Below are 19,340 nucleotides of genomic sequence, written 5' to 3'. Positions count from 1 at the left end.
CGCCTCGCCACCATCTGGGCCGAGGTCCTCGACCTCCCCCGCATCGGCATCCACGACAGCTTCTTCGACCTCGGCGGCGACTCCATCCGCGCCGTGCAGGTGCTGGCCAAGTGCCGGGAGGCCGGCGTGCCGCTGGCGCTGTGGATGATGCTCCAGGCCAAGAGCCTGGCCGAGGTGGCGGGCATGATCGACGCCGAGCCGGCCGGTCCGGCCGGGGAGGACGTGCCGCTGACCCCCAGCCAGCACCGGCTGCTGGCCTCGGCCGACGGCGGTGCCCGGACGGTCCGGCTGGCGCTCGGGCGGCTGCCCGACGCAGCGGTGCTCGCCGCCGCGCTCGGCGCGCTGGTGGCCCGCCACGAGGCTCTGCGGCTGCGGATCTCCGCCGACGGCCGGCCGGCGGAGCCGGCCCCGGCGCCCGCCGGGACGGCCCTGCTCTCGGTGCTCGATCTCGGCACCGTGGCGCCCGCCGACCGTGCCGGCGCGCTCGACGGCGCGCTCGCCCGGGACCGGGCCGGGCTGGTCCCGTCCGAGGGTGCGATGCTCCGCGCCACGCTGGTCCGCTTCGACGACGAGAAGCGTCACGAGCTGTGGCTGACGATCCACCAGCTCGCGGCGGACTCCGCCTCCTGGCCGATCGTGCTCGCCGATCTGAACGCGGCTTACGCGCAATCGGCGGCGGGTGCTCCGGTGCTGACGGCCCCGGTCGAGGTGCCGTGGCGGGCCTGGGCGCAGGAGCTGGGCGAGCAGGCGCGCTCCGAGCGGGTGGCCGAGCAGGCGGAGTACTGGCTCGACCGGGCCGAGGCCGTGTCGCTGCCGGTGGACCGGGTCGGGGACCAGGCGCCGTGCCGGGCCACCGAGGAGACCGTCACGGTCGTGCTGCCCGCCGAGCGGACGGCCGCGCTGCTGGCCGGTCCGCGCCCCGAGCAGCCGTTGCTGACCGCCCTCGGCCGGACCCTGGCGCAGTGGGCCGGCGGCGACCGGATCCTGCTCGACGTCGTCACCGATCCGCGCCACCAGCAGGCGCTGGCATCCGAGTTGGCGAACACCGTCGGCCCGCTGGCGGATTTCCACCCGGTGGTGCTGCGGATCCCGAAGGGGCGTGAGCTGTCCGCCGTGCACACCGCGGTGGCGCGCCGGCTGCGGTCGGTGCCGGCGCCCGCGCACGGCTACGGCCTGCTCCGCTACCTGGCGCCGGATGCCGAGCTGGCGGCCGAGCTGGCGGAGCTGCCGACCGGCGAGGTCCGGTTCGGCTTCACCCCGACCGCGCCGACGGCCGCCGCGCCGCCGCTCACCGGTGCCGAGCGGGACGGCGAGCCGCCGCTGGTGTTCGTCCCGGGCCGGATCGAGCTGCGGGCGGCCCCGGACACGCCGTCGACCCACCTGCTCGACATCGCGGCCGAGGTCTACGACGGCCGGTTGTACCTGCACTGGACGTACAACACCGCCGTCCACGAGCCGGCCACCGTCCAGAGCCTCGCCGCCGAGCAGCTGCGCTGTGTGGTGGAGCTGCTGGACCAGGCCGGTGACCGGCCGGCGGCCGCCCCGCGCGGCCGGTCCGCGGCGGCCCCGGCGGGTGTCGCCGGGGTGGCCGAGGTGATGGCGCGGCACGGCATCCCGGGTGCCTCGCTGGCGCTGATCCGCAACGGCGAGCTGGCGGCGGTCGAGCAGTTCGGCGTGCTCGGGGTGGAGGACCCCGCACCGGTGACCGCCGAGACGCTGTTCCCGGCCGGTTCGATCTCCAAGCACGTGACCACGTTCGCCCTGTTGCGCCTCGTCGAAGCGGGCGTGATCGAGCTGGACCGCGACGTCAACGAGTACCTCACCTCCTGGCAGGTCCCCGCGCTGCCCGGGGTGTCGACCCCGGTGACGCCCCGGCTGCTGATCGCCAACCTGTCCGGCATCGCCCCCCATCCGGACGTCGACGGGAACTACCACCGCCACGACCCGGTGCCCACGGTGCTCGACGTGCTGAACGGCCGCCCGCCGGCGATCACCCCGCCGGCCCGGCTGCTGGACGAGCCCGGCGCCACCTTCCGGCAGATCCCGCTGAACTACTCGGTGCTCCAGCAGGCCATGGCGGACGCCACCGGCGAGGAGTTCCCGGCCCTGGTGCACCGGCTGGTACTGGCGCCGCTGGGGATGACCGGCAGTGGCTTCGGGGTGGCCGTCCCGGACGAGCTGGGTCGGCCGTACGCGCGCGGCCACCACGCCGACGGCACCCCGGTGTCCGGCGGGTACGTGCTCAACCCCGAGCTGGCGGCCGGCGGCCTGTGGACGACCGCGGCCGATCTGGCCAGGCTGGCCGTCGAGGTGCGGCGCTGCCACCTGGGGCCCTCCGGCGGCCTGGTGGGCGCCGAGCTGGTCCGGCGGATGCTCGCCCCGCAGTCCGGTCGCTCCTACGGCTGGAGCACCATCGTCGACGACACCAGCGGCGACCTCGAGTTCGGACACGGGGGTCAGGCCGTCGGGTTCCAGGCGATGACCGGCCTGCGGGTGCACTCCGGCACCGGCGTGGTGCTGCTGTCCAACGCGGTCACCGGGCGCGAGCTGGTCAAGCACCTGCTCGCCACGGTGTGGACCGGCCAGAACCGGCTGGCCCACCTCTGGCAGCAGGCGATCGACGAGGCCACCGAGGCGGAGTCGCGGCTGGGCTGAGCCCCGGCCGGGCCGAGCCGCTGAGGGCCCGGCCGCCGGCCCCCGTCCCCCCGCCGCGCGCGGGGCGGGCGGGGGCCGGTCCGCGTGCGGCGGCCGTGGCCGGAGCCCCGGTCCGACGCGGGTTGCCGAAGCCCCGGATGGCCCCGGACCGGCCCCGGGCCTACCCCGAATCGCCCCGGGCCCGCCCTCCCGGGCATGACCACATCGTGCCAGTGCAGCGTCCTGACGTCGCCGGACCGCTGACTGGGCCCCCCGACCGGCCCAGAATCCAGAGGGGGGCCGCCGGCCGGTGTCGGCGCGCCGGATCGCGGGTCGCCGCGGACGCGGCCGTCCGCACGCATTCGGCACAGCACAGGGGGAATCATGGAACTGCGTGTCCTAGGCCCAGTCGAGGTCCTCGACGACCAGGGCCTCCACATCGAACTGCCGGGCGTCAAGGCGCAGACGGTGCTCGCCAGCCTGCTGCTGGCGAACGGCCAGACCGTCTCCGACACGCACCTGAGCGACATGCTGTGGGCCTGGGACCCGCCGACCACGATGACCGCGCAGATCTACACCTACGTCTCCCGGCTGCGGAAGCGCCTGGGGCCGCACGTCGAGCTGGTCCGCCGCCCGCGCGGGTACCAACTGGTCACGCACGAGGCCAAGTTGGACCTGACGACGTTCGAGCGGCTGGCCCGTCGCGGTCGTGACGCGCTGACCCGGGGGAACCTGGCGCAGGCCGCCGACGACCTGCGGGCGGCGGTGTCCCGCTACCGCGGCACGGTGCTCGGCAACGTGACCGAGTTCCTGGCGGACGCCGAGCGGCCCCGGCTGGAGGAGCTGAGGCTGGCCGCGCAGGAGGACCTGGTCGAGGTGGAGCTCGCGCTCGGCCGGCACCAGCGCCTGGTGCCGGAGCTGACCGCGCTGGCCACCGAGCACCCGACCCGGGAGCGGCTGAGGGCCCAGCTGATGACCGCGCTGTACCGGTGCGACCGGCAGTCGGACGCCCTCGCGGTCTTCCACGCGGGGCGCCGGATCCTGGCCGAGGAGCTGGGGATCGACCCGGGGGCCACCCTGACCGGCGTCCACCAGGCGGTCCTGGAGGGCACCCTGGGTCTGCCGGCCGCCGGCCCGGCGCCGTCGGGCCCGGTCCGGCTCGGCCTGCCCGCCGCCGGGCGGCCGGCACCGGCCATGCTGCCGCCGGACGTCGCGGACTTCACCGGCCGCCGGGCGGAGCTGGCCCAGCTGGAGCGGTTGGTGGCGTCGGACGCGGCCGGTGCCGGCCCCCGGCGCGCGCTGATCACCGGGATGGCCGGGGTCGGCAAGTCGGCGCTCGCCGTCCACCGGGCGCACGGCCTGCGGGACCACTTCCCGGACGGTCAGCTCTACGCCGACCTGACCGACCAGGACGGCACCTCGCGCTCCCCGGAGACCGTGCTGACCTCCTTCCTGCACGCCCTCGGCGTCGAGTCCGCCGATCCCGACCGGGGGCTGCTGGAGCTGATCCGGCTGTACCGCACGCACTGCGCCGGGGCGCGCCTGCTGGTGGTGCTGGACAACGCGGTGAGCAACGCGCAGATCGCCCCGCTGCTACCGAACGGGCCCGAGTCGGCGGTGATCGTCACCAGCCGCCGGCACCTGCTGGCCGCCTCGGGGCGGGACACCCTGGCGCTGCCGGTCTTCGACGACGGGGAGTCGATGGCGCTGCTGGCCGCGCTGGTCGGGCCGGAGCGGGTCGCCGCGGACCCGCTGTCGGCCCGGGCGATCGTGGACAGCTGCGCGGGCCTGCCGCTGGCCGTCCGGATCGCCGGGGTGCGGCTGGCGGCCCGGCCGCACTGGCCGCTGTCCCGGCTGGCCGGGCGGCTGGCCGACCAGAGCACCCGGCTGGACGAGCTGAGCTTCGGCGAGCTGCGGGTGCGCGAGACGATCCGGCGCTCGCTGCGCGAGGTCAGCCTGCGCGGCCGGCAGGTGCTGAGCAGGCTCGCGCCCTTCGGGACGGGCGTCTTCCCCGCCGAGGCGGCCGCCTGGGAGCTGGGGCTGCCGCAGGCGACGGCGGAGCAGGTGCTGGAGGAGCTGGTGGACATCCGGCTGCTGGAGACGGCCGGCGCGGGCGGTTCCGAGCGGGGCGGGTACCGGCTGCACGAGCTGGTGGTGCTGCTGGTGTCGGCGCCGGGCGCGGGCGGCGTGCCGAGCCAGCGCGGGGCGCCGCGGTCCCGGACCGTGCAACTGCTGGCCGGCTGACGGCGGCGGCGCCGCGGGAGCCTCCCGGCCGAGCCCGCCGGGAGGCTCCGCGCGCCGCTACGCCGGGGCCTCCCGCCCGGCCGCCCGGACGGCCGGGCTGAGCGTCACGGCGGCGGTCAGCAGCAGCAGGACGGCGGCCATGACGATCGCGGTCCAGGTGGTCCCGGCGCGGGCGAGCAGGTAGCCGGCGGCCAGCGAGCCCAGCGCGTTGGCGCCGGAGGTCAGGAAGGCCGAGGTGGCCGTCACCCGGCCCTGCAGCTCGTTCGGGGTGTTCCGGGCCATGTAGACCCCGCCGCAGACGTTGAACAGCCCGGCGACGAACATGATCCCGGCGGCCACCAGGCCGATCGCCACCGGCTGGTGCAGCAGCGCGACCAGCGGCATCAGCACCAGCCAGACCAGGTGGCCCAGCACCGCGGTGGCGTACAGGCCGACCCGCTTCGCCCACCAGCCGGCCGCCAGCGCGCCGAGCAGGCCGCCGACCCCGGCCACCCCGGAGACCAGGCCCAGCACCGCGGGGCTGCCGCCGTGCTCCTTGATCACCACCATGACGGTGAGGCTCAGCATCTGGAAGAGCAGGTTGCTGCCGGCGAACACCGCGGTCATGATCCGCAGGAACTTCTGGCGCCAGAGCCAGACCACGCCGTCCTTGATCTCGTGGTGCAGCCGCTGCGGCGGACCGGTCGGGGCCGCCCGCAGGTCGCGGCGGATGAAGGTCAGGCAGATCAGCGCGACCAGGTCGGCCACGGCGGTGACGGCGAACGGCAGCCAGCGCAGCACGGTGAAGAGCAACCCGCTGAGCGGCTGGCCGAGCAGGCCGATGGCCGCACCGCGGGCCTGGTTCTGGGCGAGGGCGGCCGGCAGCTGCTCGACGGGGACGACGTTGCGGACGGTCACCTGCTCGGCGGTCGAGTAGAAGATCCCGAGCGCGCTCTCCACGAAGGCGGCGGCCATGATGAACGGCACCCAGACCCAGTGGTGGTAGGCGGCCAGCGCGACGGCGGCGAAGGCGAGCATCCGGACGGCGTCGCAGACCAGCATCACCTTGCGCCGGTCCCAGCGGTCGACCAGCGCCCCGGCGGGCAGTTGGACCAGCAGGTTGGGCAGCGCCGCGGCGAACGCGACGTAGCCGCAGGCGGTGGCGGAGCCGGTCTGCCAGAGGACCAGCATCGGGTAGGCGACCATCGAGACGGTGGAGCCGAACTTCGACAGGCCGGCGCCGACCCAGAGCCGCAGGAAGTCCATGTTCCGGCGCAGCGGCACGGCGGGTGCCAGCGCGTCGGCCCCGGCGGCGGTGTCGGCGCCGCCTGCGGCCCCCGGCTTGTCGGCCCCCGGTTCGGCGGCCTCCGGTTCGTCGGCCGGCGTTCCTTCGACCGGTGTTCCTTCGACCGGTGTTCCTTCGGTGCTGGCCGTCGGCCCGGTTCGGTCGGGACGCCCGCGCGCGTCGGTCGCTGTCGGTATGGTCATGAGGGGCCCTCTCGCTGCCATCGGACCGTTTCCGGCATTGGCTCGCCAGCCTTGGGCCGCCTGCTATCGATTCCCTATACCCCGGCCCGGGCGCGGTCCGGGCGGTGCGAATATCGCTGGAATATAGGACCTTTCGGGACCGTCCTCCTGCCACGGATTTCCGCGTGGCCGTCTGTCGACCTGGAAGGGGGTCGCGGCATTGGGCGCACGTCCCGCCTGGAAGCCGTTGGAGATCAGCCCGGAATCACTGTCCGTGTCCGAAGACTCGGGCCTCGACGGGCTGCTCGAATGGCTCGATTCCAGCCCTGATCTGGAGTCATTGCTGGACCGGGAGAAGGCCCTGGTGTTCCGGGGCTTCGGCGCCACCGAGGAGCGGCTCGCACCGGTCATGGACCGGCTGCTGCCGAACCGCCTCGCCTACGTGCACGGGAACTCGCCGCGCACCAAGGTCGGTGACAACGTCTACACCTCCACCGAGTACCCGGCCGAGTTCACCATCTCGATGCACAACGAGCTCTCGTACGCGCACCAGTGGCCCGCGCGGCTGCTGTTCTGCTGCGTCACGGCCGCCGCGACCGGTGGGGCCACCCCGGTGGTCGACGCGGCGCTCTGGCTGGAGCTGCTCGACGACGAGGTGCGCGAGCGCTTCGCCGACGGTGTCCGGTACACCCAGAACCTGCACGGCGGCCTCGGCCTCGGCAAGAGCTGGCAGGAGACCTTCGAGACCGGTGACCGGGACGAGGTGGACGCGTTCCTGGCCGCCTCGCACGCCGTGAGCCAGTGGCGGCGGGACGGCAGTCTGCGGATCGTCCAGAACCGCCCGGCGACCGTCCACCACCCGAGGACCGGCGCCGAGGTCTGGTTCAACCAGTCCGACCAGTGGCACCCGGCCGCGCTCGGTGACGAGACCGCGGCCGCCCTGGCCAAGGTCATGCCGCAGGAGGACCTGCCGCAGTCGGTGGCCTTCGCCGACGGGTCGCCGATCCCGGCCGAGCACGTCCTGCAGGTCCGCGACCGCGGTCTGGCGGCGGCCGTGGACGTGGACTGGCGCCAAGGCGACGTCCTGCTGATCGACAACCTGCTGGTCGGCCACGGCCGCCGCCCGTTCACGGGGGCACGCCGGGTCCTCGTGGCGATGTCCGACTGACTTCCGGTTGAGAACCGGCGAAGAAGCCTGAAAGGGGTCATCCGATGACCACGGTGTTGTCGTCGTCAATCCACACCACCAGTGCCGTCACCCTGACCGACGCCGAGCGCGACGAGGTGTACGCCCTGGCCGGGCAGCTCGTCGGGGTCGAGCGCGGCATGGTCGACGAGATCGCGTGGATGGGAGCCGCCCGCAAGCTCTCCGCGCGGCTGCCGCTGCGCGTCCGGGAGGCGGTCCGCCGCTACCGCCACGACCCGGGCCCGGACGGCCTGCTGATCCTGCGCAACCTGCCGAACGACGTGGACGCGCTGCCGGTGACTCCGACGGTCCCGGAGTCGGTGGAGCGCGTGGCCACCGTTCCGGCCGCGATCTCGGCCCTGGTCAGCCTGGCCCTGGGCGAGGTCGTCGCGTACCGCGAGGAGAAGTCCGGCGCCCTGGTGCAGAACGTCGTCCCGGTGCCGGGGCGCGAGGAGTCGCAGAGCAACGCCGGCTCCGGCACGCTGCTGGAGCTGCACGTGGAGAACGCCTTCCACCCGCACCGTCCGGACTACGTCGGGCTGTTCTGCCTGCGCAACGACCACAGCGGCACCGCCGGCACCCTGGTGTCGTCGATCCGCCGGGCGCTGCTGATCATCCCGGACAACGTGATCGAGGTCCTGATGCAGCCGCGCTTCGTGACGCAGCCGCCGCCGTCCTTCCACGCCGGCGCCGGGGCCGAGTACCACCCGGTGCTGGAGGGCGCGGCGGACGACCCGAACATCCGGGTCGACTTCAGCGCCACCACCGGTCTGGACGAGACCGCCACGGCGGCCCTGGAGATCCTGCGCGGCGCCCTGCTCGACGTCTCGGCGATGCTGGTGCTCCAGCCCGGCGAGCTGGCCTTCGTGGACAACCGCCTGTCGGTGCACGGGCGGACCTCCTTCGAGGCCCGCTACGACGGCCACGACCGCTGGCTGCACCGGACCTTCGTGCACCTCGACCACCGCCGCAGCCGCGGCCACCGGGCCGACAACGGCCTGGTCCTGTACTGACCGCCGCGGTGGGAGGCGGTCGCCGGTCCCCCGACAGCGGCCGCTTCCCGCCATCCCTCCCTGGGTAGCCATGCACATCGTCCTGGCCGATCTGGCCATTCCGGCCGACGGGCCCTCCGCGGAGGAGGTCCGCGACGGCCTGCTGCGCTGCGCCGAGCCCGGGCACGGGCTGCGGCACGTCTACGCCGAACCCCGGGACGGGGCGGTCCGCGCGGTGCTCTTCCTCTCCCGGGCCCTGGTCCGGGAGGCCGAGGAGGCCGCCCGGGAGCTCTGCCTGGCCTACTGCTCGGGCCTGCGGGGCGGGCACCTGGTCAGGGTCGGGGCGACGCTCGTCCCGCAGTTCGGGGAGGTCCTGCTGTCCGGCGAGCCGGACGCGGAAGGGTGACGACGGCAGCAACGTGACATGGCAACACCCTGGCCTACCGATTCCATGGTCAGGCCACCTCGACCGTGTGAGAGTAGAGGTGTCGGCAGGGGGAGCTCCTCGGAAACCAAGGAGAAGCCGCCGAAAGTGCCGAGCCGGATCAGGCTCGCCACGAATTCACACGTCAGTGCCCGCGCCATCTCGCGGGCAGGTAATTGGGGGAATTCCAATGAACGCCATGGCCATCGTCCGCCGTATCGCTCCGGCCGCGGTCGTGCTGTCCGTCACCCTGCTGGTCGCGCCGGCCGTCTCGCTGATCGACGCGGCGACCGGTGCCCGGGGCGGGGCCGTCACGGTCGCCATGAACAACGGCTGGGACTGACGGTCCGTCCGAATCCGACGATGGCTCACATCGCCGTACCGGCGGCGGTGGGAGACAGCGCGGCGGCCCGCCGAACCCCGTACGGGATTCGGCGGGCCGCCGCGGTCGTACGCCGGTCCCGCGGTGTTCAGTTGGCGCCGGCGGGGATGGTGCCGAGGCGGCCGGCCTGGAAGTCCTCCATGGCCTGCTGGAGCTCGCGGTGGCTGTTCATCACGAACGGGCCGTAGTGGGCGACCGGCTCCCGGATCGGCAGCCCGCCGAGCAGGACGACCTCGAAGCCCTCGCTCCGGGAGTCCTGGGCGTCGTCGGCCCGGATGGTGAGGGAGTCGCCCTCGCCGAAGACGACGGCCTGGCCCAGGTGGAACGGGCGCCGCTCGGTGCCCGCCGAACCGCTGCCGGCGAGGCCGTAGGCCAGGCCGTTGAAGTCGGCCCGCCAGGGCAGGGTGACCTGGGCGCCGGGGTTCACGGTCAGGTGGATCATCGTGATGGGCGTGTGGGTGGCGCCGGGGCCCTGGTGGCCCGCGATGTCACCGGCGATGAGGCGGACCAGCGCGCCGCCGTCCTCCGAGGCGAGCAGCTTCACGCTGCCGCCGCGGATGTCCTGGTACTTCGGCGCGATCATCTTGTCCGCGGCGGGCAGGTTCACCCAGAGCTGCAGCCCGTGGAAGAGTCCGCCGGACATCACCAGCGACTCCGGCGGGGTCTCGATGTGCAGCAGGCCGGAGCCGGCCGTCATCCACTGGGTGTCGCCGTCGGTGATGACGCCGCCGCCGCCGTGCGAGTCCTGGTGGATGAAGGTCCCGTCGATGATGTACGTGACCGTCTCGAAGCCGCGGTGCGGGTGCCAGGGGGTCCCCTTCGGCTCGCCGGCCGCGTAGTCCACCTCGCCCATCTGGTCCATCATGATGAACGGGTCCAGGTACTTCTGGTTGATCTTCGCGAAGGCGCGGCGGACCGGGAAGCCCTCGCCCTCGAAGCCGCTGGGGGCGGTCGACACGGCCAGCACGGGACGCGGCCGGGAGTCGGCGGCGGGCGCCGCGATACGCGGCAGAACGAGCGGGTTTTCGACGGTCACGGCTGGCATGTCGGCCTCCTTCGGGGGTTCCTCTTGCCTACGTCCACGAGATTAGTTCAACTCTCAACAAGAAGCAAGTTGAACATTGAACTATGTCCCGACGGGAGGGCCGGGGCCCGTTGCGCGGGGGCCCGCCGGCCGCGGCGGTGGCGCCGGCGGCCGGGCGGGCCGTCAGCCGTACATGCGGCGCATGGTGAAGTCGACCATCTGCTCGACCGCCTTGGCGTCGAACACCATCCGGTGCTCGCCCTCCATGTCCAGCGCGAAGCCGTAGCCGGTCGGCAGCAGGTCGAGCACCTCGGCACCGGTGACGGTGAAGTGCTTCGAGTCCTTGCCGGCGTAGCGGCGCAGCTCCTTCAGCGAGCTGAACATCGGGATCACCGGGGTCGGCGTGTTGTGCAGCGCCAGGAATCCGGGGCGTTCGCCGCGCGGGCAGTGCACCTTGGAGGTGATGAAGATGGCCTGGAAGTCCTCCACCGCCATCGAGCCGGTGGTGAAGGCCCGGACCGCGTCCGCCAGCGAGGGCGGGGACGGCTCGGGGTAGAGGGACTGCTGCTGCGCCGCCTGCGGCTGCTCGCCGTACGGGCCGGGGCCGGCGCCGGGCATGCCGTTCATGCCCGGCTGCGGTCCCGCCTGCTGCTGGTAGGGATCACCCGGGTATGCGTTCTGGTCATAGCCGTACACACGGACAGGCTAGCGGGAGCGCACCCGCCCGTGCGGGCGTCGATCCTGACAAGGAGTGGCCGTCCCGCCTTGTGGGACGTGACCACGTTCATAGCGGATTCACGGTCAGGGGCTTGAAACATGTTACCGCTGGGTAGCATCATGATGCCTACTGGTGGGTACGGGGCGCCCGAACGCGGCGGTCTCCCGGAAGCGACGAACCGGAGAAAACGGCGATGGGTCACTACAAGTCCAACCTGCGGGACGTGGAGTTCAACCTCTTCGAGGTGTTCGGCCGCGAGCAGGTCTACGGCACCGGACCGTTCGCGGACATGGACGTCGAGACCGCGAAGAACATCCTGAGCGAGATCACGCGCCTTGCCGAGAACGACCTCGCCGCCTCCTACACCGACACCGACCGCAACCCGCCGGTCTTCGACCCGGAGACGAACACCGCGCCGATCCCGGACACGTTCAAGAAGAGCTACCAGGCCTTCATGGACGCCGAGTGGTGGCGCCTGGGCATCCCGGAGTCCATCGGCGGCCAGGTCACCCCGTCCTCGCTGATCTGGGGCTTCGCCGAGCAGATCCTCGGCTCGAACCCGGCCATCTGGATGTACTCCTCCGGCCCGGCCTTCGCCGGCGTCATCGCCGACGAGGGCACCGAGGAGCAGCTGGAGGTCGCCAAGCGGATGACCGACCGCCTCTGGGGCTCCACCATGGTGCTGACCGAGCCGGACGCCGGTTCGGACGTCGGCGCCGGCCGCACCAAGGCGGTCAAGCAGGAGGACGGCTCCTGGCACATCGAGGGTGTGAAGCGCTTCATCACCTCGGGCGAGCACGACATGTCCGAGAACATCATCCACATGGTGCTGGCCCGCCCCGAGGGCGGCAAGCCGGGCACCAAGGGCCTCGGCCTCTTCATCGTGCCGAAGTACGACTTCGACTGGGAGACCGGCGAGCTCGGCGAGCGCAACGGCGTCTACGCGACCAACGTCGAGCACAAGATGGGCCTCAAGGCCTCGAACACCTGCGAGATGACCTTCGGCGCCAAGCACCCGGCCAAGGGCTGGCTGCTGGGCGAGAAGGTCGACGGCATCCGCCAGATGTTCAAGATCATCGAGTTCGCCCGGATGATGGTCGGCACGAAGGCCATCGCCACCCTCTCCACCGGCTACCTGAACGCGCTGGAGTACGCCAAGGAGCGCGTGCAGGGCGCCGACATCTCGCAGTTCCTGGACAAGACCGCCCCGCGCGTCACCATCACGCACCACCCGGACGTTCGCCGCTCGCTGATGACCCAGAAGGCGTACGCCGAGGGCATGCGCGCGCTGGTCCTGCTCACCGCCTCCACCCAGGACGACGTGCTCGCCGCCCGCCTGCGCGGCGAGAGCGACGAGGCCGCCGAGCGCCTGAACGACCTGCTGCTGCCGATCGTCAAGGGCTACGGCTCGGAGAAGTCCTACGAGCAGCTCGCCCAGTCCCTGCAGACCTTCGGTGGCTCCGGCTACCTGCAGGAGTACCCGATCGAGCAGTACATCCGGGACGCCAAGATCGACACCCTCTACGAGGGCACCACCGCGATCCAGGGCCAGGACTTCTTCTTCCGCAAGATCGTCAAGGACGGCGGCCAGGCGCTCACCGCGCTGTCCGAGCAGATCCAGAAGTTCCTCGGCTCGGCCGCGGGCGGCGACGCCCTGGCCGCCGAGCGCGAGCTGCTCGCCAAGGCCGCCGGCGACCTGGAGGCGATCGTCGGCAAGCTGCTGGCGGACCTCTCCTCGGTCGAGCAGGACGTCAAGAACATGTACAAGGTGGGCCTCAACACCACCCGCCTGCTGATGGTCTCCGGCGACGTCGTGGTCGGCTGGCTGCTGCTGCGCCAGGCCGCGGTGGCCCTGGCCAAGCTGGAGGCCGGCGCCTCGGAGAAGGACGTCGCCTTCTACCAGGGCAAGGTCGCGGCGGCCCGCTTCTTCGCCAAGAACATCCTGCCGACCGTCGGCTCGCAGCGTCTGATCGCCGAGGGCATCGACAACGAGATCATGGATCTGGCGGAGGAGGCGTTCTGACGCCCGCACCCCCGATGACCGCCTGACCCCACCCTCACACCGAAGGGCCCGGTTCCTCGACCGGGCCCTTCGGTGTGCCCGGGCCCGGCCGCCCCGGCGGGCCGCAGCCCGGTCACGGGCCCGGGATGACGGTCCGCTACCGGGCGCGGTCGCAGGGTGCGCGCGGCCCGGCGCGGCGTCAGTTCACGTTTCTGTCCGCGTTCTGCATCCGTTGGGGGGATCCGAGTGTCCTGTCCGTGTACGGGCATATGCTCAAGGTGCGAAGCCGACCCCCCATCCGGCTTCAGCCCTCCCTCGACTCAGGAGCAGCATGTCGACCGCCGCCCGTCAGGCTTTCTTCGACCGGACGCACACCGATGATCTGATTGCCTTCCTCGGTACCTCACCGTCGCCCTACCACGCGGTCGCCAGCGCCGCCGAGCGGCTGGAGAAGGCGGGATTCCGGCAGGTGGCCGAGACGGACGCCTGGGACGCGACGGCCGGGGGCCGCTACGTGATCCGGGGCGGCGCGCTGATCGCCTGGTACGTGCCGCAGGGCGCCGGTCCGCAGACGCCGTTCCGCGTCGTGGGCACCCACACCGACTCCCCGAACCTGCGGGTGAAGCCGGTGCCGGACACCGGGTCGGCGGGCTGGCGACAGGTCGCGGTGGAGATCTACGGCGGCGTGCCGCTGAACACCTGGCTCGACCGGGACCTCGGCCTCTCCGGGCGCCTCGCGCTGCGGGACGGCAGCTCGCGGCTGGTGCAGCTGGACGAGCCGCTGCTGCGCGTGCCGCAGCTGGCGATCCACCTGGACCGCCAGGTCAACGAGGGGATGAAGCTCGACAAGCAGCGCCACCTGACCCCGATCTGGGGCCTCGGCCCGGTCGACGAGGGTTCGCTGATCGACTACGTCGCCCAGCGCGCCGGGGTGGACGCCGCCGAGGTGGCCGGCTGGGACCTCATGACGCACGACGTGCAGCCCGCCAGCTACCTGGGCCGGGACCGCGAGCTGCTGGCCGGCCCGCGCCTGGACAACCTGCTCTCGGTGCACGCGGCCACCGCCGCGCTGGCCGCCGTGGCCGGCGACGACCTGCCGTACATCCCGGTGCTGGCCGCCTTCGACCACGAGGAGACCGGCAGCGAGTCGGACACCGGCGCGCAGAGCCCGCTGCTCGGCAACGTGCTGGAGCGCAGCGTCTACGCGCGCGGCGGCAGCCCGGAGGACCGCGCGCGGGCGCTGGCCGGCACCGTCTGCCTCTCCTCCGACATGGGCCACGCCGTCCACCCGAACTACAGCGAGCGGCACGAGCCGGGGCACCACCCGATGCCCAACGGCGGACCGATCCTGAAGGTCAACGTCAACAACCGGTACGCGACCGACGGTATCGGCCGGGCGGTCTTCGCGGCGGCCTGCGAGAAGGCCGGCGTGCCGTGGCAGACCTTCGTCTCCAACAACGCCATGCCCTGCGGTACGACGATCGGCCCGATCACTGCGGCGCGGCTCGGGATCAGCACGGTGGACTGCGGCATCGCGGCCCTGTCCATGCACTCGGCGCGCGAGCTGTGCGGGGCGGACGACCCGTTCCTGCTGGCGTCCGCGATCAAGGCCTTCCTGGAGGGCTGAGCACGCCCCAGGGGTCCGCGGACCCCGACGCCGAAGGGCCCGGCCGGGTGGCCGGGCCCTTCGGCGTTCCCGGGCGTCGCCCGGAACGCGGCTACTCCATCCCGGCGAGCACCAGGGGCAGCCGGCGCGTGCCGTCCGCCGTCAGCTTCACCGGCACGCCCCAGTCCTGCTGGTGGACGTGGCAGGACGGGAACTCGATCTCCGGGTCGTCGTCGCAGGAGGCGGCCATCGCCGAGACGTGCAGCACGCCCTCGGCCACCTGGTCGGAGAGCACCAGCTCGCGGGAGAGCGCGGAGTCCGCGCCCGCGCCGGAAACCAGCAGCTCGGGCGGCGTGGAGCTGACCAGCAGCCGGGTGGACGGGCCGTAGCGCTCGTCCAGCTTCTGGCCGGTGGGCGCCGAGAAGACCACGTCCAGCTGGAACGCGCCGGCGGCGACCTCGGTGGCGGCCCGCTGGGTGCGGTGCGCCACCGACTCGACCCGGACGGCCTCCTCGGGCAGCCGCAGCCGGGTGAGCCGGTGCCGGGCGGACTCGATCACCACGATGTCGTCGTCGACCAGCACCGCGCCGGAGGGCTCGCGCAGGTCGGTGGCGAGCGTGGTCACCTCGCCGCCGGCCGGGTCGAAGCGGCGCAGCGCGTGGTTGTAGGTGTCGCTGACGGCCACCGAGCCGTCGGGCAGCACGGTGACGCCCAGCGGGTGCTGGAGCAGCGCCTGCCCCGCCTCGCCGTCGCGGTGCCCGAAGTCGAAGAGGCCGGTGCCGACGGCGGTCTCGACCGCCTTCGTTTCACGTGAAACCGAACGCAGCGCCGAGGTCTCCGAGTCGGCCACCCAGAGCCGCTCGCCGTCCGCCGAGACCGCCAGGCCGGACGGCTGGGCGAACCAGGCCTCGGTGGCGGGGCCGTCGACCAGGCCCTCGTTGGTGGTGCCGGCCGCGACCCGGACGGTGCCGGCCGCCGGGTCGTACGCCCAGAGCTGGTGGACACCGGCCATGGCGATCCAGACCTCGCCGTCGAACCAGGCGACGTCCCACGGCGAGGAGAGGTCGACCTCGCGGGCCGGGCCCTCGGTGGCCGAGCCCTGCCACCACTGCCGGCCGGTGCCGGCCAGGGTGTCGACGCTGCCGTCGGCCAGCCGGACGCCGCGCAGCGCGTGGTTCACGGTGTCGGCCACGATCACGTCGTAGGCCGAGCCCTCGGGGAGCAGGGCGAGGCCCTGCGGCTCGCTGAACCGGGGGGAGGTGCCGTCGACCAGGCCGCGCACGCCGTCCCCGATCCGGCGGACGACGTTCTCGCCGTCCTCGGCCAGCTCGACCAGCGAGTGGTGCCCGGAGTCGGCGACCAGGAAGTGCCCGTTCGGCAGCCGGACGGCCTTGCCGGGGAACTTGAGGTCCCCCGCGGTGGGCTCCGGCGCCACGTACGGACCGTCGCCGCGGCGCAGCGTGCCCTTGGCGGCGTGCTCCTCCTCCAGCTCCTCCACCAACCGGGCGATGGCGTGCGCGTGGCCCTCACCGGCGTGCTGGGCGACCACGTACCCCTCGGGGTCGATCACCACCAGCGTCGGCCAGGCGCGCACCGCGTACTGCTTCCAGGTGGCGAGCGCCGGGTCGTCCAGCACCGGGTGGTGCACCTCGTACCGGGCGACGGCGTCGACCACGGCCTGGTGGTCGGCCTCGTGCACGAACTTGGGCGAGTGCACGCCGACGATCACCACGGTGTCGCGGTGCTTCTCCTCCAGCTCACGGAGCTCGTCCAGGACGTGCAGACAGTTGATGCAGCAGAAGGTCCAGAAGTCCAGGACGGTGATCTTGCCCCGGAAGTCGGCGAGGGTGAGGTCCTTGCCGCCGGTGTTCAGCCAACCGCCTGCCCCGACCAGCTCGGGGGCGCGTACACGTGCACGAGATGCCATACCCCCATCAAACCGCACGTGGGGTGCTCCTCATTCCGGCGGTCGGCGGGGGATTGCGCCCGGCCGCCGGGGGCTTCCGGCGGGTGGTCACTCCGGGCGGGGGCTGCCGGCGAGGGCGGGGGTGGCCGGGGGGTCGACGGTGGCGTCGGGGGCGACGGCCGGAGTGGGCACGGTGGGGCGGGCCCGTCGGGAGACGGTGTCGCACCAGGTGATCAGACGGCGGCCGGCCTCGATCATCGGTGTCTCCAGGCGGCGGTGCAGCAGGTCGGCGGCGGCCAGCGCGACCAGGCAGACGGCGGCGGCGAACGTCGGGGTGCCGCCGGGCAGCCACGGGGCCAGGGCGGCGGTGAGGCTGACGGCCGAGGCCTGGAGCAGGTAGAGGCCGTAGGAGCGCTCGCCGACGAAGACCAGCGGGCGCAGCGAGAGCAGCAGGCGGCCCGGGCCGGGGCCGAGCAGGGTGGGCAGCAGGAGGGCGACGCCGAGGCCGAAGAGGAAGATGGTGGGCTGCTCGCTGCCGAAGTGGTCGGTCAGGTCCGGCAGGTGGGCGTGCAGGACGAGGAAGCCGGCCCCGGCCACCGCGCCGACCACCGGGTGGGTCAGCGGGCTGAGCAGGGCGAAGCCGCGGCGGCTGTGCAGCACGACGGCGAGCAGCGCGCCGATCAGCAGCACCGAGTAGTGCAGGCCCATGCCCTTCCAGGTCTCGTTGTACGGCACCAGGACGAGGGCGATCGCGGCCACGGCGAGCGGGATGCGGAGCCGGTCGGAGATCAGGCCGACCAGGATCAGCGCGAGCGGCCAGACCAGGTAGAACTTCTGCTCGATGCCGATGGTCCAGGTGTGCAGGTACGGGGTGTCGCCGGCGAGGTGGTACTCGTTCATGAAGCCGAGGTAGTTCGGCAGGTGGTCCATCAGCACCGCCCAGCCGTGGCCGGAGCGGTAGACGGCGACCATGGTGATCAGCAGCCCCAGGTAGTACAGCGGCACGATCCGGAACACCCGCCGGATGTAGAAGTTCCGCAGCGATATGCGCCCGGTCCGGTCCCGTTCCCGGAGCATCAGGGTGGTGATGAGGAAGCCGGAGAGGACGAAGAAGGCGTGCACCCCGATCCAGCCGGAGAGGAACCGGGACTGCGGGCCGCCGTAGTGGAAGAAGACGACGATCACGGCGGCGACGGCGCGCAGCCCGTCCAGCGCGTCGAACCGCCGCATCGCGAGGAATTCGGCATGGGTCAGTCGGCGCATGGGGAGTCTCCGGGCGGGCGTCGTCGCTAGGGCACCCGTGCGGGCACCCCGGTCGGGGCAGCGATATCATGGCCGACCGTGGCCGTTCTTGACCATCCGGTGGTGGAGTGTGACGGTTCGGTGTGCCCGGAGCCGGCTCGGGACCGGACCGCGCTCGGGAGTGGATCCGCTCAGGACCGGGCCGTGCTCAGGACCGCGGCGCCGAGCGCCAGCGGACCTCGCCGTCCTGCCGCTCGTCGGTGGGGCGCAGGCCGAGCGCCCGGGCGACGGCGGCGGAGGCCCGGTGGTCGGGGTGGACGTGGGCGAGGACGGTGGTGACGCCGGACGCCCGGAGGTGGTCGAGCAGGGCGCGCGCCGCCTCGGTGGCGAGGCCGCGCCCCTGCCAGGGGGTGCCCAGGACCCAGGCGATCTCGGCGGTGTCCGGGCCGATGGTGGCCTGGACGTAGCCGGCCAGCCGGCCGTCGGCGCGCAGCCGGAGCGCCCAGTTGCCCCATGCCTCGGCGGGATCGGGAGAGCCTGCCGCGAGCCGGGCGTAGCGGGCCCGCAGGGCGTCGGCGGTGGCCGGTCCGCCGCCGGTGAAGGTGTAGAGGTCCGGGTCGGCGAGGGCGGCGGCCATCCCCTCGGCGTGCTCGGGGCCGATCGGCAGCAGGTCCAGGCGCTCGGTACGCAGGACGGCGGAGGTGGCGGAGGTGGCGGCGGTGACGGCGGTGACGGCGGTGTCGTCGGTAACGGCGGTGTCGTCGGTGACGGCTGCGGCAGCGGTGACGTCGGACGGATCGGAGCGGTCCACGGGCCCATTCAACTCCGTCGTGTGGCGGTGCTTCGCACGGGGAGGCCGATCGGGTCGAATGGATCGCACGTCCACGCGAAGGAGGCGGTATGCGGTACCTGGTCAGGGAGAAGCTGTTCGCGATCGGTGACGACTACTGGATCGAGGACGATCAGGGGCACAAGGCGTTCCTGGTGGACGGCAAGGTGCTGCGGCTGCGCGACACCTTCGAGCTGAAGGACGCCGACGGCCGGCTGGTCGCGGTGGTGAAGGAGAAGGCGTTCACCGTCCGGGACGCGATGAGGATCGAGGACGCCGACGGCGAGGTGGTGGCGACCGTCCGGGAGAAGCTGTTCACGCCGTTCCGCGACAAGTACCTGGTGGAGCTGGCCGGTGGCGGCGAGCTGAAGGTCCACGGGGACCTGATCGACAAGGACTACCGGATCGAGGACGAGCACGGCGACGAGCTCGCCCGGATCTCCCGCAAGTGGTTCCGGATCCGTGACACCTACGGCGTGGAGGTGGCCGACGGCGCGGACGTGGGGCTGCTGCTGGCCGTCGCCGCCTGCGTGGACCACCTGACGGCGCAGGACTGACCCGGGTGTTCCGCGGCGGGTGCGGGACCGGCCGGTCCCGCACCCGCCCCCCCACACCGGCCCGGAACAAGAGAAGAAGACGGAGGTCTCCGGCGCCCCGGGGGGGGTTGGGGGGGGGGTGGGGCGGGCGGGTGGGGAGGCCCCGCGC

15 protein-coding genes are annotated in these 19,340 nt (G+C 73.0%); 9 read left to right on the top strand and 6 right to left on the bottom strand.

Annotation, left to right across the window (positions count from 1 at the left end):
* The coding region (locus ABZ495_RS35270; RefSeq protein WP_359840014.1) for a serine hydrolase at positions 1–2,655 on the top strand (2,655 nt) is incomplete at its 5' end.
* A 363-nt stretch (positions 2,656–3,018) separates the two neighbouring features.
* Positions 3,019–4,878, top strand: coding sequence for a BTAD domain-containing putative transcriptional regulator (locus tag ABZ495_RS35265; RefSeq protein ID WP_359840012.1), 1,860 nt, complete (start codon positions 3,019–3,021; stop codon positions 4,876–4,878).
* A 57-nt stretch (positions 4,879–4,935) separates the two neighbouring features.
* Here ABZ495_RS35265 and ABZ495_RS35260 read toward each other — a convergent pair whose 3' ends face one another.
* A complete protein-coding gene (locus ABZ495_RS35260) occupies positions 4,936–6,345 on the bottom strand; it encodes an MFS transporter (RefSeq protein WP_359840010.1) in 1,410 nt (469 codons plus the stop codon).
* 253 nt (positions 6,346–6,598) lie between these two features.
* On the opposite strand from ABZ495_RS35260, the gene ABZ495_RS35255 reads away from it, so the two are divergent.
* The 4 genes from ABZ495_RS35255 (at position 6,599) to ABZ495_RS35240 (ending at position 9,269) form a co-directional block, all read left to right on the top strand.
* Positions 6,599–7,492 (top strand): TauD/TfdA family dioxygenase, encoded by an 894-nt coding sequence (locus ABZ495_RS35255; protein WP_352298325.1) that lies wholly within the window; start codon positions 6,599–6,601, stop codon positions 7,490–7,492.
* 44 nt (positions 7,493–7,536) lie between these two features.
* Positions 7,537–8,523, top strand: a complete 987-nt coding sequence (locus ABZ495_RS35250; protein ID WP_359840008.1) for a TauD/TfdA family dioxygenase — start codon at positions 7,537–7,539, stop codon at positions 8,521–8,523.
* Positions 8,524–8,593: 70 nt separating this feature from the next.
* Positions 8,594–8,908, top strand: coding sequence for a hypothetical protein (locus tag ABZ495_RS35245; protein ID WP_329488975.1), 315 nt, complete (start codon positions 8,594–8,596; stop codon positions 8,906–8,908).
* A 208-nt stretch (positions 8,909–9,116) separates the two neighbouring features.
* A complete protein-coding gene (locus ABZ495_RS35240) occupies positions 9,117–9,269 on the top strand; it encodes a hypothetical protein (protein ID WP_329488976.1) in 153 nt (50 codons plus the stop codon).
* A gap of 127 nt (positions 9,270–9,396) precedes the next feature.
* On the opposite strand, the gene ABZ495_RS35235 is transcribed toward ABZ495_RS35240, so the two are convergent.
* Positions 9,397–10,353 (bottom strand): pirin family protein, encoded by a 957-nt coding sequence (locus ABZ495_RS35235; protein WP_359840005.1) that lies wholly within the window; start codon positions 10,351–10,353, stop codon positions 9,397–9,399.
* 162 nt (positions 10,354–10,515) lie between these two features.
* Positions 10,516–11,028, bottom strand: coding sequence for an SseB family protein (locus tag ABZ495_RS35230; RefSeq protein WP_329488978.1), 513 nt, complete (start codon positions 11,026–11,028; stop codon positions 10,516–10,518).
* A gap of 215 nt (positions 11,029–11,243) precedes the next feature.
* Between ABZ495_RS35230 and ABZ495_RS35225 the strand changes: the two genes are divergently transcribed.
* Together ABZ495_RS35225 and ABZ495_RS35220 are read left to right on the top strand one after the other, a co-directional pair.
* The gene (locus ABZ495_RS35225) at positions 11,244–13,073 is read left to right on the top strand and encodes an acyl-CoA dehydrogenase (protein WP_359805478.1); all 1,830 of its coding nucleotides are present in this window, start codon (positions 11,244–11,246) and stop codon (positions 13,071–13,073) included.
* A 310-nt stretch (positions 13,074–13,383) separates the two neighbouring features.
* Positions 13,384–14,679, top strand: coding sequence for a M18 family aminopeptidase (locus ABZ495_RS35220; protein WP_352291224.1), 1,296 nt, complete (start codon positions 13,384–13,386; stop codon positions 14,677–14,679).
* A 91-nt stretch (positions 14,680–14,770) separates the two neighbouring features.
* Here ABZ495_RS35220 and ABZ495_RS35215 read toward each other — a convergent pair whose 3' ends face one another.
* The 3 genes from ABZ495_RS35215 to ABZ495_RS35205 form a co-directional block, all read right to left on the bottom strand.
* Positions 14,771–16,585: an NHL domain-containing thioredoxin family protein gene (locus ABZ495_RS35215; protein ID WP_359840003.1), complete on the bottom strand. Its 1,815-nt coding sequence runs from the start codon at positions 16,583–16,585 to the stop codon at positions 14,771–14,773.
* Between the two features lie 87 nt (positions 16,586–16,672).
* A complete protein-coding gene (locus ABZ495_RS35210; RefSeq protein WP_359840001.1) occupies positions 16,673–17,827 on the bottom strand; it encodes an acyltransferase in 1,155 nt (384 codons plus the stop codon).
* A gap of 187 nt (positions 17,828–18,014) precedes the next feature.
* Positions 18,015–18,497 (bottom strand): GNAT family N-acetyltransferase, encoded by a 483-nt coding sequence (locus ABZ495_RS35205; RefSeq protein WP_359805768.1) that lies wholly within the window; start codon positions 18,495–18,497, stop codon positions 18,015–18,017.
* Positions 18,498–18,706: 209 nt separating this feature from the next.
* On the opposite strand from ABZ495_RS35205, the gene ABZ495_RS35200 reads away from it, so the two are divergent.
* Entirely contained in the window at positions 18,707–19,192 is a 486-nt protein-coding gene (locus ABZ495_RS35200; RefSeq protein ID WP_359840000.1) for an LURP-one-related family protein, read from the top strand.
* Positions 19,193–19,340: the final 148 nt, after the last annotated feature.

The organism is Kitasatospora sp. NPDC005748, assembly GCF_040630735.1.
In the GTDB taxonomy this organism is placed as follows: Bacteria; Actinomycetota; Actinomycetes; order Streptomycetales; family Streptomycetaceae; genus Kitasatospora.
Note: the sequence above shows the minus strand (reverse complement) of the source record. Positions and strands in the feature narration are given on the sequence as shown.